The sequence below is a fragment of the Pseudomonas lactis genome (genome assembly GCF_001439845.1).
Lineage (GTDB): Bacteria > Pseudomonadota > Gammaproteobacteria > Pseudomonadales > Pseudomonadaceae > Aquipseudomonas > Aquipseudomonas lactis.
The window spans coordinates 36,967-53,466 of the sequence record NZ_JYLO01000014.1; the positions used below are offsets into that span (position 1 = coordinate 36,967).

The 16,500-nt window shown below is 58.6% G+C and carries 11 protein-coding genes and 1 pseudogene; 6 read left to right on the top strand and 6 right to left on the bottom strand.

Annotated elements, in window-relative coordinates; genetic code table 11:
* Window positions 1-56 precede the first annotated feature (56 nt).
* The 4 genes from TX24_RS23380 to TX24_RS23395 are packed head-to-tail and all read right to left on the bottom strand — an operon-like array spanning window position 57 to window position 6,168.
* On the bottom strand, window positions 57-1,250 hold the full coding sequence (locus TX24_RS23380; protein WP_034135015.1) for a hybrid sensor histidine kinase/response regulator: 1,194 nt from the start codon (window positions 1,248-1,250) through the stop codon (window positions 57-59).
* Entirely contained in the window at window positions 1,244-1,843 is a 600-nt protein-coding gene (locus tag TX24_RS23385; protein ID WP_034127460.1) for a chemotaxis protein CheB, read from the bottom strand. Before TX24_RS23385 ends, TX24_RS23380 begins: the two co-directional genes overlap by 7 nt.
* Entirely contained in the window at window positions 1,840-2,670 is an 831-nt protein-coding gene (locus TX24_RS23390) for a CheR family methyltransferase (protein WP_420865848.1), read from the bottom strand. The genes TX24_RS23385 and TX24_RS23390 overlap by 4 nt, the downstream gene beginning before the upstream one ends.
* A complete protein-coding gene (locus TX24_RS23395) occupies window positions 2,671-6,168 on the bottom strand; it encodes a response regulator (RefSeq protein ID WP_057711304.1) in 3,498 nt (1,165 codons plus the stop codon).
* Window positions 6,169-6,583: 415 nt separating this feature from the next.
* Here TX24_RS23395 and TX24_RS23405 point away from each other — a divergent pair, with 415 nt between their 5' ends.
* From TX24_RS23405 to TX24_RS23415, 3 genes are all read left to right on the top strand, one after another.
* A complete protein-coding gene (locus TX24_RS23405) occupies window positions 6,584-10,111 on the top strand; it encodes a hypothetical protein (protein ID WP_157255564.1) in 3,528 nt (1,175 codons plus the stop codon).
* A 206-nt stretch (window positions 10,112-10,317) separates the two neighbouring features.
* A complete protein-coding gene (locus TX24_RS23410) occupies window positions 10,318-10,671 on the top strand; it encodes a response regulator (RefSeq protein WP_003191259.1) in 354 nt (117 codons plus the stop codon).
* A 114-nt stretch (window positions 10,672-10,785) separates the two neighbouring features.
* Window positions 10,786-12,186 carry a DUF1254 domain-containing protein gene (locus tag TX24_RS23415; RefSeq protein WP_003191260.1) on the top strand — a complete coding sequence of 467 codons (1,401 nt, stop codon included), beginning with the start codon at window positions 10,786-10,788 and terminating at the stop codon, window positions 12,184-12,186.
* 54 nt (window positions 12,187-12,240) lie between these two features.
* Here the strand turns inward: TX24_RS23415 and TX24_RS23420 are convergent, their stop codons facing one another.
* Window positions 12,241-12,912, bottom strand: coding sequence for a DUF3313 domain-containing protein (locus TX24_RS23420; protein ID WP_003191261.1), 672 nt, complete (start codon window positions 12,910-12,912; stop codon window positions 12,241-12,243).
* Window positions 12,913-13,102: 190 nt separating this feature from the next.
* Between TX24_RS23420 and TX24_RS23425 the strand changes: the two genes are divergently transcribed.
* The gene (locus TX24_RS23425; RefSeq protein WP_057711310.1) at window positions 13,103-13,816 is read left to right on the top strand and encodes an aspartate/glutamate racemase family protein; all 714 of its coding nucleotides are present in this window, start codon (window positions 13,103-13,105) and stop codon (window positions 13,814-13,816) included.
* 212 nt (window positions 13,817-14,028) lie between these two features.
* Here TX24_RS23425 and TX24_RS23430 read toward each other — a convergent pair.
* Window positions 14,029-14,280, bottom strand: a pseudogene (locus tag TX24_RS23430) (GNAT family N-acetyltransferase); the annotation flags it as partial.
* 262 nt (window positions 14,281-14,542) lie between these two features.
* On the opposite strand from TX24_RS23430, the gene TX24_RS23435 reads away from it, so the two are divergent.
* Window positions 14,543-15,514, top strand: coding sequence for a helix-turn-helix transcriptional regulator (locus TX24_RS23435; protein WP_003191264.1), 972 nt, complete (start codon window positions 14,543-14,545; stop codon window positions 15,512-15,514).
* A 97-nt stretch (window positions 15,515-15,611) separates the two neighbouring features.
* Window positions 15,612-16,484: a transporter gene (locus TX24_RS23440; protein ID WP_034135016.1), complete on the top strand. Its 873-nt coding sequence runs from the start codon at window positions 15,612-15,614 to the stop codon at window positions 16,482-16,484.
* Window positions 16,485-16,500: the final 16 nt, after the last annotated feature.

Consider the following 16,500-nt stretch of genomic DNA (forward strand, 5'->3'; position numbering starts at 1 on the left):
TGCTGCAGTTACGACCATGGGGTCACGCAGAGGTTGCGTCGAAGTGACGATTGAATTCACTCGGCCGCCTCAAGGGGTAGGCACACGCGAAACAAGGCGCCCTCGCCTATCTGGCTCTCGACCTCAATGGTGCCGCCATGGGCTGCCACGATCTGCTCGGAAATAAACAAGCCCAGGCCCAGGCCGGCTGCGGAATGGTTGGCAGATACCCGCTCGAACTGCTGGAAAATACGCTTCTGGTTCTCCTCGCTGATACCAATGCCATGGTCGCGCACCTCTACTCGCGCTTCGCCATGTTCGGTATACACCCGCACCTGCACCGGGCTCTTGGCGCCATAACGCAGTGCGTTGGTCAGCAGGTTGGTGATCACCTGCTCGATGCGAAACTCGTCCCAATTACCCTCCACCGGGCTTTCGGCCTGCAATTGCATGGAGGATTCGGCGGCTGCCACTTGCGGCGCGAAGTTATCCACCAGGTTGCGTACCAGTTGCGCCAAGTCAACGGGTGCCGGACGAATCGACAGCTTGCCGGTACGAATGCGCGACACATCGAGCATGTCCTCGATCAGGCGGATCAGGCTCTGGATCTGGCGCTCATCGCGGTCAACCATGGCGTGCATCTTGTCCAGGGTAAACGCGGCCGCGTTGTCCCGGGCCAGGTGCATCTTGCGCAGTTGAGTCTCCAGGATCAGCCCGTTGAGGGGCGTGCGCACTTCGTGGGCGACGATCGACATGAAGTCGTCACGCATGCGCACCGCCTGCTCCAGCTCAGCCTGAGTGGCCTGCAGGCGCGTGAGCAACAGTTCCTGCTCGCGGCGGCTGCGCTCCAGTTCCTCGACTTGCAGTTTCATCGCCTTGCTTTGGCGGTACAGGTCAACGAACACATTGACCTTGCTCTTGACCGCGTGGATATCCAGGGGCTTGTGCAGGAAGTCCACCGCACCGCTTTCATAGCCCTTGAAGGCGTAATTGAGTTCGCGGCCAGCGGCGCTGACGAACACGATAGGGATGTTCTTGGTCTTTTCGGTGCCGCGCATCAGTTCGGCCAGCTCGAAACCGTTCATGCCGGGCATCTGCACGTCAAGGATCGCCATGGCGAATTCATGTTCCAGCAACAGGGACAACGCCTCGTCGGCACTCAATGCCTTGAAGACCTGGCGATCCTCACGCTTGATCAGCGCCTCGAGGGCCAGCAGGTTTTCCGGCAGATCGTCGACGATCAGCAGTTTGGCCTGGACAGTACTTAACATGGGAAGGGTTCCAGGGAAGCCAGCAATGAGCCGATTCGGCTCAAGGAAAGAATATGGTCAGGTGTGTGCAAGGCCAGGGCCGCCAGGGGCATGACGGCAATACGTGCCTCTTGTGGGTCCTGCACGATGGTAATGCCACCCGATTGCTTGACGTGGGCCAGCCCGCTTGCGCCGTCCTGGTTGGCGCCAGTCAACAAAATGGCGAGCAGGCCCGGCCCATACACATCGGCCGCCGAGGAAAACAGGTAGTCGATGGCGGGTCTGGAATGGTGCACCCGGTCTTCCTGGCTCAGGGACAGGCTGCGGTCCTGCTCTACCGACAGGTGATAACCGGGCCCGGCAAAGTACAAGGTGCCCGCCTCCAGCGCTTCTTTGTCCCTCGCCTCCTTGACCGGGATGTTCAGGCGCCGGGCAAAGACTTCTGCCAGTTGGCTGCGGCGCTCGTCCGGCAGGTGCAGCACGGCAATGATCGGCAGCGCGAAGGTGCTCGGCAACTGGCCGAAAATACTCAGCAACGCCTCTACGCCGCCGGCGGACGCGCCGACGACGATGGCTTCGATCCCCGAAATCGGGGTGTCTGGCGCGTCGCTCATGATTTCCGGTAAATCCGTTCCTGCTTGACCAAGGGCTCGAATTGCTTGCTGTAGGCGGAAAAATCCAGGGTTTCCTTGCTGCCCAGCACCAAAAAGCCGCGATGACACAGCGACTCATGAAACAAGCCAAACGCTCGATCTTGCAATTTTTTATTGAAATAAATCAATACGTTACGACATGAAATTAATTGAGTTTCTGAGAATACGCTGTCGGTTGCCAGGCTGTGGTCGGCAAAGGTCACGTTCTCGCGCAATGTTTTGTCGAAGATCGCGTAATCGTAAGCCGCTGTGTAGTAGTCGGCAAATGAACGTTGCCCGCCGGCCTGCTGATAATTGGCGGTGTAGGCGCGCACGTTCTCCAGGGAAAAGATGCCCTGCTTGGCTTTATCCAGCGACGCGGGGTTGATGTCCGTGGCGTAGATGATGGTGCGTTCCAGCAAGCCTTCTTCACGCAGCAGGATGGCCATGGAGTACACCTCCTCGCCCGTGCTGCAGCCGGCAATCCAGATCTTGATCGACGGGTAGGTCTTGAGGAGCGGCACGACTTCCTGGCGAATCGCGAGGAAGTGCGACGGGTCTCGAAACATCTCGCTCACCGGAATGGTCAAGAATTGCAGCAACTGCATGAACGCGGCCGGGTCGTGCAACACGCGCTCTTGCAGTGCGGAAATGGTCGCGCAGTCGAACTGACGCAAGGCATGGGCCACACGGCGTTTGACCGACGCGCCCGAGTAGTCGCGAAAGTCATAGCTGTACTTAAGGTAAATCGCCTCGATCAACAGGCGCAGCTCAATATCGCTGCTGGTATCCAAGAAACACTGCTCCACTTAAATGCGTTCCATCTTCGGTAGCCATACGCGAATCAGTGAGAACAGGCGGTCCAGGTCAATCGGCTTGGCCAGGTAATCGTTTGAGCCTGCTGCCAGGCAACGTTCCTGATCGTCCTTCATGGCCTTGGCCGTCACGGCAATGATTGGCAGTTTTTTCCAGCGTGGGTCCTGGCGGATCAAAGCGGTGGCTTCGTAACCGTCCATCTCCGGCATCATTACGTCCATCAGCACCAGGTCGATATCGTCCACTTCATTGAGTCTGTCGATGGCTTCCTGGCCGTTACGCCCGATCACCACCACGGCGCCTTTGTGCTCCAGGGCGCTGGTCAGGGCGAAGATATTGCGTACATCGTCGTCCACCAATAGGATTTTGCGCCCTTCAAAGACCTTGTCGCGGCTGCGGGCGGTCTTGAGCATCTTCTGACGGTCATGGGACAACTGCGATTCGACTTTGTGCAGAAATAGCGTGACTTCATCCAGCAGGCGCTCGGGCGAGCGCGCGCCCTTGATGATGATCGAGCGTGAATACTTGCGCAGTTCGGCCTCTTCGTCCCGGGTCAGGTTGCGCCCGGTATAGACGATCACCGGCGGGAACGAGCAGATATCCTCGGTGGCCATGCGCTTGAGCAGCTCGTTGCCGAGCATGTCCGGCAGCTTGAGGTCGATGATCATGCAGTCGTAGATAGTGGTGCGCAGCAGGTCGAGGGCCTCCTGGGCAAAGCCTACGGCGGTGATCTCGATGTCATCGTCGCCGATCAGGCGGGCAATACTGTCGCGCTGCAGGTCATCGTCTTCCACCAGCAGGATGCGCTTGACCTTCTGGGTCAACTTGGCTTCCAGGCGAGCGAACACGTCCTTGAGCTCTTCGCGGGTGGTGGGCTTGACTGCATAACCGATGGCGCCCATGTGCATGGCGGCTTCGACGCGGTCTTCCACGGAAATCACGTGCACCGGGATGTGGCGCGTGTTGGCGTGTTCCTTGAGGCGCTGCAGCACGGTCAGCCCTGAATGGTCGGGCAAGCGCATGTCCAGCAGGATGGCGTCGGGGATGTACTGCTCGGCAAGGCTGTAGCCCTCGTCGGCACCGTGGGCGACCAGGCAGTGGTAACCCAGCTCGTGGGCGAGGTCGAACAGAATGCGCGCAAAATTCGGCTCGTCTTCCACCACCAGGATGCAACGGGTGCTGAACGGCGCCTTTTCGCGGTCGTCGGCAAAGCGTGGGATCAGCTTGGCGTCGGCCACCGGCAGCGGCGACACCTTGACGGGCGCGGGCGCTGGCGCGACCACCACTTGGCGCGGGGCCTCGATGGGCGCCGCGTCCTCGTCGCGTTCAACATATTGTTCCGGCAACACCAGCGTGAAAATACTGCCTTTGCCCGGCTCGCTGGTCACGCTGATATAGCCGCCCAGCAAGGTGGCCAGGTCACGGGAGATCGACAAGCCCAGGCCCGTACCGCCGTAACGGCGATTGGTGGTGCCATCGGCCTGGCGGAAGGCTTCGAAGATGCTTTCTTGTTGATCCGGGGCGATACCAATGCCGGAATCGCGCACCGTAAAGGCAATGCCCTCCCCCGGCGCGCGCGACACCGACAGGCTGACCTCGCCCTGTTCAGTGAACTTGATGGCGTTGGACAACAGGTTCTTGAGAATCTGCTCCAGACGCTGGCGATCGGTAAACAGCAGGGTTGGCGAGCCTTGCTGCACGTCCACCTGGAAGCCCAGTTTGCGGTCCATTGCCAGCGGCTCGAACATGCCGCGCAGGCCATCCACCAGGCGCTCGACACTGGCATTTTCCGGGCGCACTTCCAACTTGCCGGCTTCGACCTTGGAAATATCCAGGATGTCGTTGATCAGGTTGAGCAAGTCATTGCCGGCTGAATAGATCGACTCGGCAAACTTGACTTGCTCGGCGCTGAGGTTTTCCTGGGGGTTATCTGCCAGCAGTTTGGCCAGGATCAGCGAGCTGTTCAGCGGTGTGCGCAGCTCGTGGGACATGTTGGCGAGGAATTCGGACTTGTACTTGCTGGAACGCTGCAGCTCATCGGCACGGTCTTCCAACTCCAGTTGGGCCTGGTTCAGCTCGATGTTCTTGCGGTCCATGGCGTCGCGCTGTTCGGCCAGGGTCTGGGTCTGTTCGGCCAGTTGCTCGTTGGTCTGCTCCAGCTCAGCCTGCTGGGTTTCCAGGTGGGCCTGGGATTCCTTGAGGATGCGCGACTGCTCTTCCAACTCTTCGTTGGCGGTCTTGAGTTCTTCCTGCTGCACTTGCAGTTCTTCGTTGAGCTGCTGGGTCTCGGCCAGCACTTCCTGCAAGCGCTGGCGATAGCGCGCGGCTTCGATGGAGGTGCCGATATTGTCGGCGATCAGTTCCAGCAGTTCAACATCACGCTCATCCAGCGGGCGCAGGAAACCCAGCTCGACCACGCCGTTGACGCGGTCGTCATCGCTGGTGGGTACCACCAATACGCTGCGGGTGGCGCCCTCGCCCAGTCCCGAGCTGACCTTGAAGTAATCCACCGGCACATCGTCCAGGCGAATCAGGCGATCGCGCTGGGCGGCCTGCCCGACAATGCCTTCGTCGCTGTAGATCGACTGTTCCTGTTGTTCCTGCTCGCGGGAGAAGCCATAGGTGGCCACGCGCTTGAGGCCGCCGTGTTCTTCGCGCACGTACAGCGCCGCGACGGCCGAGCCCATGTACTGGGCAAAGAACTGCAGGATATTACGCCCCAGCATGTTCAGGGTCAGTTGGCCCAGCACTTGCTCGGCCAGTTCGGTCTGGCCATTGCGCAGCCAAGCGGTTTGCTCAAGGCGCCGTGCAATCTTCTGCTGTGACGCGAGGTTTGCACTGTAACTCTTTGAAAGTGAAATTAAATTCTTTCTGCCGATGTAGGCAAGAAAACCACTCAACCCCAGTACAAACACCAAGTACAGCGTGACACTGATCACCGTCGTGCGGGTGACCTCTGCGTTACGGGTGATACGGAACTGCTGCTCCATCGCCACCGCGTCTTCGTATTCCTTGCGAATTTCATCAGTGAGCCGCTTGCCCCGGCCCGCCTTGACCGCGCCACGGTAATCACCGCTGTTGCGCTGCAGCTCAATCATCGACTGCGCGTAGGTGTTCCATTCGGTTTGCAAGGTTTCCAAGCGCTTGAGTCGGTCGACCTGCTGCGGGTTGTCGGCTACCAGGTCTTGCAGATTGCGCAGGTCTGCAATGATCCGCGGCTTGGCCACTTCGTACGGGTCAAGGAAATGCTCGTCACCGGTGATCAGGAAGCCGCGCATACCTGTTTCCAGGTCAACCGTCAGTTTGGACGTCTCATTGAGGTTGTTAATGACGCGGTCGGTGTGCTCCACCCACTGGATAACCGAAAGCAAATAGGTAATCAGGCAGACGAAAAACACCGCGCTGAGCACGCCCACGCCCAAGGGCAAGGCGACGTTTCGGCTCAGCAGAGTACGGAAGCTTTTTTCATCGACGGACGACGCGGGTGTCATGGGCATGCCTTGGCCAAATGCGGAAAAACCGCAAGTTTGCCCGAATAACCGGGCTAAAAGCTATGTTTGTGCGTTGATTGGCAAGCAAAACCTTCCGACCGCTTGGGCCTGTCGCGCTGACTCTGGACGGAGTTTGGCAGCCCCTCACTATCTTGAAACAGATCTCACCATCGCAAATCGGGGGCGTCGTCACGTTGTGCGTAGTCAGACGCTCCCCCTTCTAAACACGCGCGTCCAGGCGGCCCTGGGTCGGTTCGCCTGCCTGTCGGGCCCGGGCGTCGAAGGTGAGTCTCATACAGTGTTACGAGTTGGGTTCGGAACCTCGCCAGAACCTCTTCCCACACATCGATACGTGTTTGGACCACGGAGCGGTCGCAGGCACACATAAATTCTCTTTGCGAACCAGGTACTTTGTATGACGAAGATATTGCACAGTTTCCAGCCTGATATCCTTGCACATTTACCCAAGCCCCCCCCCATCATCAAACTCCCACACACGCCGCTCACGCCCCCGCAATCTCCCGAAGTCCCGGGCACTCCCGACGTCAGCAACCTTGATCTCAACGAGCAACTGGGCAACCGTCAGAATTTGAACACGCTCGGCGATGCCTTGGTCGGGATCGCCGAGCGCTTGGGCAAGGACGCGCCCGCCCATGACGTATTGGCAGCGCTCAAAGCCACCTCGATGGAGGTTCATCCGGACTCAGCGGCTCGCGCCGTGATGGGGGCTCGCACCACGCTTGAATCTTTTATAAAAAGCCTGGGGCTGCCGCTACCCAACAGTCACTTCGGCATATCTGGCCTCTCGGTGGCGGTGCTCGACCGTGCGCAAATCCATCCGCTGGGCAACCTGGAGGGCGCATTGGGCTGGCCCGTGCCGATGAGTGCCGATGACCAGCAGCGCTTGCACAACCTGGCTCTCAATTACGCCACCGCGCCGGATCAGCCAACCGTCAAGCAAACCCCTGGTTCGTTGCTGGCGTATTTACGCGAGCAAACCACCCTGGCGCCCGACGTCTTGGGCGATCCGGTCAAAACCCTGAACGCACTGGTCAGTTCCCCCGCGGCGCAGCAACTGGGCAAGAGCCTGCAGGAAGGTATGCAGCACGTCGCCACGGATAGCAGCGCCATGGACCACCTCCTGGCTGCCATGACCCTGCAACTGGACCCCGAGTCCATCACTGAGGCCAATCGCAACCTGACAGCCGGCTTCGATCTGGCCCACGAAGATCACTGGAACCAAACCGCTGACAAGGTGGTGCAAGCGTTGGGCAAACATTTGGTAGCCAACGGCAAGACCAGCCCCGATCTGGCCGGCGTCGCCGCTTATTTATTGCTGGCATCCCGCGCACCGGTATTCCTGATCAAGGACATCCCCTCAACCGTGACCTATGGAAGCCCGGCGTGGGTCAACCTGGCCGTTGCCGCAACGACAATTGAAGCCCAGACTCCCGGCCGGGTCGCGAGCATGACCTTCGCAGAAGTCATGCTCGAGGCCGAGAGCGCCGGCCTGGCCGACCGCTCAGTCACTCACGATGCGCAACGTGAAGCCCTGATCGACTGGGGCGTTGTGCAGGGCGTACTAGTCAAAAAAGCCGATCACCTCTACAGCGCTGAAGAACTGGCTGCCCTGCTGAGTGAATTCGAGGCGCGCACGGCGTCGATGACCTCGGCGACTCAAGTTTTTGAAAAAGAACTGCCCTCCCGTGCGCTGAAAGCCGACACCGTACTCAAAGAGCGCTTTCCCGGCCTGGAAGCGCTCTACGATAAAAGATTGATTCACGTGTCGTATCAGAAGCGCAGGCCCTGGGGAGATGTCTTCTATGAACCCGGCCCGGTCGGGCCGCACTCGCTCAGGGACATCGTGATGATGGACTTGAAAGGGCCGGTTCGCTACAGCAGCAGTGATTCGCGTATTCCTTTGGATAAGTTGAATGCCATCTCCACGTTTGGCGTGCTTGAGTCGTTCAACCAGGAATTCAAGGCCGCCATCAATGAAAAAAAAGTCGCGATGAACACTGCCATAAGGCACTTGATCTCCCAACTGCCGCTGGAAGATAGAAAGAATTTCGAATTAGGCAAACTTTCATTTTTTTATAATCAATCCACGACCCTGAGCACAGAACTCATTCCGATCTGGGGTAACACGCTTCACCCCAAAGAAGAACCGTTGTTAGTACGCGTAGAACGCGGTGGCAAGGCGACTGATTATGAAATCAGCTTCAAAGAGGGGTCGATTCGAAGCTTTCTCCCCAATAGAGCGGAGCCCAAGACGACAAAAAATGGCAACGTAAAATGCGAAACCATAGCCTTCAGTCCTTCAAAAGGTGGCAGCTCGCTTCGCAAGGAACAGCCCCCGACGGACAAAGCCGTACCTGACAGCTTCAATGGCGCTCGTAGTCAACTCATCGCAGATGCGTTTGTGGAACATACCAATTTTGATGATGAGGCCATCCTGGAGCAGGCACGGGGCCTCACTTACCACGATAAGAATGAGAAACGGGCCAATGCGATCAGCAACTTCATTTTAGAACTGGTGCCGTTTTATTCGGCTATCAATTGTTTTCGCAAGGGCAAAGTCTTCGAGGGTCTGAGTCACTTGGACATGGACCTGTTCGGGTTCGTGACCGCAGGGATGTCCACTGCCGGGAAAATGATCAAGATTGCCGGCACCACGGCCTCCGCCGTCAGCAAAGGGGCGCGCGCGGCCAAGGTCATCGGCATGGCGACTTTCAGCGCACTTAACCCGTTGGGTGGGTTGGGTGATGCGGCTATCGGGGGGGCGCGGCTGGCTGGTAAGGGCCTTCAGTTTCTTCGAAACAAAGCCACCAAGGCGGCGAATGCAATTCGCGGTGCTACCGGCAGTTACGATGTGCTCAAGGCAGCGGGCAAGGGACACGGGACCGCAGTGATTGGTACTTATCCCTCTGGAAACGTCAGCTTGCAGACGGTCGCCGTATTCAAAAATAATCGGTGGTATCACTATGACCCGATCAAGAAAAACGTATTTGGGGCGCCGATCAAAAATTTTTCGCGCGTGGGCGCGTCGTCAATGATAGTCCGCGCCACAGGCTCTAATAACGCTGCTTTTCGGCATCTTCTGAACCTCTCCCAATCGCCAACGAATGCTGCCGCTTATCAACGAGGTCTAACTCAAGGCTCTCCTTTTGACCTGCCAGGCTTTCATGTCCATATGTCTTCCGAAGATTTAGTCAATATTGCGTTAAATAATCACTTGGCCCCTGAACAAATGGGCACGCTGGTGAGGGAAATCAAAGCGCTGAGAATCGAGGAGGCCAAACTGGTCGTATCGAACCTAAAACATGATGTGAGTGCTCCTGGTGTGATTTTCACCGATGTGTCGCAGATCGATTATCTGGCGCGTACTGACATAACATCCACGGGCCATTGCGCAGGTTTTTCCAACCTCATGGCCTTGGCGATCATGCTCGGTAAAGAAGACGAGCTGATAAAAAATATCAAACGCGCAGCGATGAATCCGGGGGACATACAAGCGGCTGAATTTATCCAAGAGCTGCATAACTTCCAGATGATCGTTGGGGACCGGTCGGCTGTTCACATGGGTAAATCTTTCAAGCAGCAAAATCACTTGGAGATCATCGACGAACTGACCAACTCCCCCACCTCGAAAACCATAAGAATCGTAACTGCGGACCATGCAATGGTAGCTGGGATAAAGGTCGAAGGTAGCAGCACAAGCTGGTTTTTCTACGACCCCGATGGCGCGCTGGTCAAATTCACAACCTTGCAGGCAATGCAGGAGGGCATGGAAAAAGTGCTCAACAGTGGCCGACATGGAAAGAATATGAACCCGTACGTCACGGATAAGGGCGATAAATTCTTTGAAACCAGTGAATTTGCCGCCAGCGATATGGACACGGTGAACGACGTTTACAAAGAGTTGTTGGACGCCGCACTGTAAAGGCATCATAGCGCGCCAATGAATGTTGGCGCGCTTGTGTTTCAGCAAACGCTCATAGGGTTTCGCCCGCGCGTGAGACTTTATCCCGCACAATGATCACAATAGGCACCTTTTGTGGGAACTAGCCAGGAAGCGCAACACTCACTAGTAAGCAGTCAGTCAATCCCATAGCCCCGTACGCTCTCCATTTTTCAGGAATATCCCTTATGCCCGCCGCCTCCACCATCCTTGTAGTCGAAGACGACGCTATCGTGCGCATGCTGATCGTCGATGTCCTCGAAGAGTTGGAGTTCCAGGTGCTCGAAGCCGCTGATGCTGGGGAAGCATTGACGGTGGTGCAAGATACCGCCCAGGTCATCGACCTGATGATGACCGACGTCGGCCTGCCCGATATGGACGGCAAACAACTGGCAACCAAAGTGCGCGAACTGCGCGCTACCCTGCCGATTCTGTTTGCTAGCGGCTATGCCGAAAACATTGACGTGCCTGCCGGCATGCAGGTGATTGCCAAGCCGTTCTCGATTGATCAATTGCGTGACAAAGTCAAATCCATGCTCTAACGCCCCTTCCCTATCGTCCTTTGCAGAGATTAACGTGACGACCGGCCAATAAAACAGGAAACTCAGCGCCTTCACGCCACGCTCTCAGATAGCACTCAGGAAGGACGCAACAACATGATTGGAAAACCGACGCGCCTGCTGTTGGCGAGCCTCTCGATTTTCATGAGCTCCGGCGCCTGGGCTGACTTCACCGCAAGCCCCAGCGAAGCCCGGGCCATCGCCAAGGAAGCCTACCTGTACGGCTTCCCCGTGGTGCAGATGTACAAGACGCTCTACACCCAGGCCGTTGATAAAGGCGGCGCCCACTTCAAGGCGCCGTTCAACCGTATCGACAACAGCGCCCAGGTGCTCACTCCCAAGGACAATGCAGTTACTACCCCTAACGTCGACACGCCCTACTCGTTCGTGTGGATGGACCTGCGTAAAGAACCGCTGGTGCTGACGCTGCCCAAGGTCGAAGACAACCGCTACTACTCGGTGCAGTTGATCGACCTCTATACGCAGAATTTCGCCTACCTGGGCACCCGCAGTACTGGCAATAACGGCGGCCACTACATGATTGCCGGGCCAGACTGGAAAGGTCAGCAGCCGGTGGACATCGACCGTGTGATCTACAGCGAAAGCAACATCGCCTACGCTCTGTACCGCACGCAGCTGTTTGATGACAAAGACCTGGGCAAGGTCAAGCAGATCCAGAACGGCTACAAGGTGCAGGCGCTGAGTAGCTATGTGAAACAACCGGCCCCCCCCAACGTGCCGAAGATCCAATGGCCCAAGCCGATGGCAACCATGACCGAAGGCCCGCAGCTGTTTCGCTACCTGAACTTCATGCTGGCCTTCGCCGCGCCACAGGACAGCGAAAAAGACCTGCTGGCGCGCTTTGCCAAGATCGGTATCGCCCCAGGCGCGCCGTTCAAGGTGAACCAGTTGACCGCCGAGCAGCGCAAGGCCCTGGAAGACGGCATCACCGATGGCCGCGCCGAATTCGCCGCGTTCAAGAAGGCCAAGGTCGACACCCACCAAGTGACCAGCGCAGACCTGTACGGCAGCCGCGACCACCTGCAAAACAACTACCTGTACCGCTACGCCGGTGCCGAGCTGGGGATGTTCGGCAACTCCAGTGATGAAGCCGCGCACTTGAGCTACGTCATCGACAGCGAGGGCAAGCCGGCCAATGGTGCACGCCACAGCTACACCGTGCATTTTGCCAAGGACCAGTTGCCGCCGGCTGATGCGTTCTGGTCGCTGACGATGTACGACGCCAAGACCAGACTGCTGGTGCCAAACCACAAGAAGCGCTACCTGATCAACTCGCAGATGTTGCCGAGCCTCAAGCTCGACGCCGACGGTGGCCTGACCCTGGCATTGCAACACCACGAACCGCCCAAGGCTGAGCAGAGCAACTGGTTGCCAGCCCCGCCCGGCCCGTTCTACGCGGTATTGCGCATTTACCTGCCCAAGCCTGAAGTCGCTAGCGGCCAGTGGAAGCTGCCAGCGTTGACGCCGCTTAAATAATTTCGGCGAATAAAAAAAGCGCGGCGGGTGATTACCCGCCGCGCTTTTTTTGACTCAGTGTTTTTTCAGTTTCACGTAAGACTGGTGCAGGTCCGACGCCCAACCGTCAATGACGCTTTTCACATCGTCGGCCTTCATGACCTGAGAATCATTGGCCAGCGGCTTGCCGGTGCCTTTGCGCACCACTTGGGCCAGCACTTTATGAGTGCTGCCATCGAGAAACTGCGCCTCGGTGCCCAGGGTGGTTTCCTGATCGCGAATGCCGGTGCCGGTGCTCACTGCCGCGGCCACCAGGGCGACGGGAATAAATTCATAAGGCTTGAGGCTTTCGGTCTTGCTGCTCACCGCGGTAATCGCCGCTCTTACCACGATCACTCCAGGGCCTGGGGCATTGGCCACGGGCAGTGACTGGGCCAGCTCGCGCTTGAGCGCCTGGTTGTAATAGTCGTTGATGCCGCGCAGCGTACTCTCGGGAATCCGGGAGGTGGCCTGGGGCTTGGGGTAGAACTGGGTGGGCTCGATGTACACCGCCGTGTAGCGGCTCAGGTCCAGCTGTGGATCGACCCAGCGCATCACCTCGGCCCCCGACGGTGACTTGGCTTCCTTGAGTTGGCTGTAGTTGGAAAGAAACCCTGAATACTCATCCGGCTGCACCACCTTGCTGGCGCAACCAGCCATACCGAGCGAGGCGACGCATAGTGTGCCGATCATTAGCCTTAGCTTCATTAGTGAACTCCCTGGCGACCATCATCGTGAGAACGAGTGGTAGGTATAGCCAATGTTAGGACATTGCACCTTATTTAACATGGGGCATCACTCAGATTTGAACTGCTCCGGTGAATTGGCTGGCAACTGCGTATGACTCATCCGCCTTGAATGGGTAAGGTGAAGCCACACTTTTTGTCCGGAGCATCACATGCGCACCATCGGCCTTATCGGCGGCATGAGCTGGGAGTCCAGCGCCGAGTATTACCGTCTCATCAACCAGCGCGTGCGCGATCAGCTCGGCCCGCTGCGGTCGGCGCAAGTGTTGATGTACAGCGTGGATTTCGGCCCGGTGGAACAGGCCCAGCATGCCGGGCGTTGGGACGATGCCGCGCTGATCTTGGAAGATGCCGCGCGACGCTTGCAGGCCGGGGGTGCTGATTGTGTGGTGCTGTGTACCAACACCATGCATTTAGTGGCACCTCGCATTGAGGCGGCGGTGTCGATTCCCTTCCTGCATATTGCTGATGCCACGGCGACGGCGGCTCTGGAGGCTGGGACCTTGACGGTAGGCTTGCTGGGTACCGCGTTCACCATGGAGCAGGATTTCCTTAAATCGCGCCTCGCCGCCCAGGGGCTCACCGTGCTGGTGCCAGACGCGGATGAACGCAAGGCGGTGCACCGAATCATCTATGAAGAGTTGTGCGTGGGCGTCATCAGTGACGCCTCGCGCCAGGTGTATCAGCGGGTGATCCAGACACTCGCGGCACGCGGCGCTCAGGCGATTATTCTCGGCTGCACGGAAATTTGCCTGCTGATCCAGCCCGAACACAGCGCCCTGCCACTGCTGGACACCACCGCGCTGCATGCGCAGGCCGCGGTCGGGTTTGCCTTACAGGGCACAGGTATCGCCACAACTTTTTAGCCGCTACCTGAACCCAATATCCTGGTTGGCTGTCAGGTCTTCTTCGCGAGCAAGCCCGCTCCCACAGGGAATCTGTGCCAAACGCTGATTTTGTGGGCAATGCATGACCAGTGTGGGAGCTGGCTTGCCTGCGAAGGCGGTGGTTCAGGCAAAGACTCAGTAACTGACACACCGCTTTCATCGAAGTTGTATAGAGCCCTATGCTTACAGGATCAAGCCGATGTGCGCAGGCGCGCCATGCTGAAGGTGTAGACAAACACACCATCACGCAGGGCATAGTCACGTAATCGCCCTTCCACTTCGAAGCCGAACTTGCGGTACAGGTTGTGCGCAGCTTCGTTGTCGGCGTAGACCGTCAGTTCCACACGGCGCAGGTTCATCCAGTTGTCGGCCACCTCCAGCGCGGCCGCCAACAGCCGCGAACCGACGCCCTTTCCCTGCCACGCGGGCGCCACGCCCATACCCCCTGAATCACGATAGACGGTTCAGGCACGTGCATTGCATTTCATCCTATGAAAGACAGGTGGCCGGCCAGTGTAGAGGCTAAGTCGCCCACCTGACGAGCCGGAGTTTTCCCACCGGCCAACCAGCACCATCCTGCATCTGAACGATAGCGATCCTTGCGCGCAACGCCGATACTCAGCCCAGGCCCTGCCCCGTCAACCCGACGCTTTGGCCTTCACCCTGTGACGAGAACAACAAAAAAAGTCCCACAGAGGAACACCCATGAACCGTCTCGATCCCGCGAGCCTGTTACAGGCTTTCAGCACTCTGACCCTGGACCTGCAACGCCTGGCCCAACACCAGGACATCGAACACTTTCAACACCATGCCCTGGCGCGCCTTAGCCAATTGCTGGCCTTCGACAGCGCCTGGTGGGGGCGCTCGGCGGTTATCAACGGTTTACCGCACGAGCACAACAGCTACCTCTACCAGTTGCCCCCCGACTATCTGGCGGACTGGCAGTCGATCCGCCATCTGGACGTAACCGTTGCGCGGGTGCATGCGTCGCCCGGCGAGGCGGTGATCATCGATATGCGCGACTCCGCCAACGGCAGCGCCTTGAACTGGCTGGGGCAACGCCACGGCTTGGGTGAACTGCTGTGTGTGATCCATATCGACCCGCAAACCCACCTCAGCCACCACCTGACACTCTACCGCCAACCCGCTGCACCCAAGTTCAACGTGCAGGATTGCCAGATGATTAATAACTTGATGCTGCACCTGGTGGCAGCGGTCTCGGCAAACCAGATCCGCACCTTGGTGGCGATGCGGGAAACCCTGACCAGCCCGCGCAACCTCGCGCTGGCGGTGTGCGACCCACGGGGAGTGTTGCAATGTGCCGAGCGAGGGTTTGTCGACCTGCTGCTCAGCGAATGGCCGCAATGGCGCGGCCCCACCCTGCCGGTGCCTCTGGATGAACGCGGCCATGACGGCAAGCATATCCATATCCAGGCGTCCCCAGTGGGCGACCAGTTGCTGTTGGCCGCACGCATCAACCGCGCCCTGCCCCAGCTCAGCCCACGGGAAAACGATGTTGCCCAAGGCTTTGGCGAGGGCAAGACCTACAAGGAAGTGGCCCGCGACCTTGGCCTCTCGCCCAATACCGTGCGCCACCATATTCGCGCCATCTATACCAAGCTCGGCGTCAAGGACAAGGCACGCATAGCGCACCTGGTGCACGCCCCGCCCGACTGACCCTGCCCGTTTCTCCCACGGTTTACCACGGTCGTTTTTCAACGGTCACGGGCTGCTGTTGCCCTTTTTTCGGCCTTCTCACACGAGACGCTTCTTCATGACTTCCACATGCTTACGTAACCTGACAGTGCTGTTCGCCACCCTGCTCAGCGTCGACAGCCAGGCGGCCGACCTCAACGCCCGCGACTTTTTCGCCGCCCCACCGGGTACCAGCCTGGGTGTGTTGTACCTGCCCGCCACACGCGCCGGGGATTTCCATGGCCCCGCCGACAGCACCGGCAAGGCCGACCTGCGGGTCAACGCCGTGGCTTACCGCCAGGTGTATTTCACCGACGCCTGCGGCACGTTGTGCACGCCACAATTCATCCTGCCCTTTGCCGACATCAACGCACGCCTGCCCGGCGCCAATCAGCGCAGCCGCGAGCGCGGCCTGGGCGACCCACAGGTGGGCGGCACGCTGTTTTTCGTCAACGACCCGGCCTCGCGCACTTACAGCGGCTTGTTGAGCCTGATCACCGTGCCGGTGGGTGAATATCACAGCCAAAACCCGGACGTGTCCCCCGGCGCCAATCGCTGGGGCGCCACCTTTGTCTACAACTACACCCACGGCATCGGCGAAAAATGGGTACTGGAAGCCAACCTGGAAGCCCAGCTCTATGGCCGCAACAACGATTACTTTGGCAGCGAACTCAAGCAAGCCCCGCTGTATCGCCTGCAGGCCTTCGCCTCCTATGACTTCAGCGCCGCCACTTCCGGCGCACTGCGCCTGATCCACGCCGACGGTGGCGCCCTGCGTCTGAACAACCGAAGCCTCGACGACACCCACAAGCGCTATACCCAAGTCGGCTTCGAATTCGGGCATTGGCTCGACCGGCAGAACCAACTGATGGTCAGCCTTTCGCAAAACGTTGCGGCTTCCAATGGCTACGCCGGCACCGAGGCGTTGTTACGCCTGGTGCATGTGTTCTGACCCCCCTTTCCCTGGA

Bases quoted from the DNA above. Each gene is read 5' to 3' on its own strand.
- TX24_RS23380 (WP_034135015.1), bottom strand. From the start codon at position 1,250: ATGTTAAGTACTGTCCAGGCCAAACTGCTGATCGTCGACGATCTGCCG.
- TX24_RS23385 (WP_034127460.1), bottom strand. From the start codon at position 1,843: ATGAGCGACGCGCCAGACACCCCGATTTCGGGGATCGAAGCCATCGTC.
- TX24_RS23395 (WP_057711304.1), bottom strand. From the start codon at position 6,168: ATGACACCCGCGTCGTCCGTCGATGAAAAAAGCTTCCGTACTCTGCTG.
- TX24_RS23405 (WP_157255564.1), top strand. From the start codon at position 6,584: ATGACGAAGATATTGCACAGTTTCCAGCCTGATATCCTTGCACATTTA.
- TX24_RS23410 (WP_003191259.1), top strand. From the start codon at position 10,318: ATGCCCGCCGCCTCCACCATCCTTGTAGTCGAAGACGACGCTATCGTG.
- TX24_RS23415 (WP_003191260.1), top strand. From the start codon at position 10,786: ATGATTGGAAAACCGACGCGCCTGCTGTTGGCGAGCCTCTCGATTTTC.
- TX24_RS23420 (WP_003191261.1), bottom strand. From the start codon at position 12,912: ATGAAGCTAAGGCTAATGATCGGCACACTATGCGTCGCCTCGCTCGGT.
- TX24_RS23425 (WP_057711310.1), top strand. From the start codon at position 13,103: ATGCGCACCATCGGCCTTATCGGCGGCATGAGCTGGGAGTCCAGCGCC.
- TX24_RS23435 (WP_003191264.1), top strand. From the start codon at position 14,543: ATGAACCGTCTCGATCCCGCGAGCCTGTTACAGGCTTTCAGCACTCTG.
- TX24_RS23440 (WP_034135016.1), top strand. From the start codon at position 15,612: ATGACTTCCACATGCTTACGTAACCTGACAGTGCTGTTCGCCACCCTG.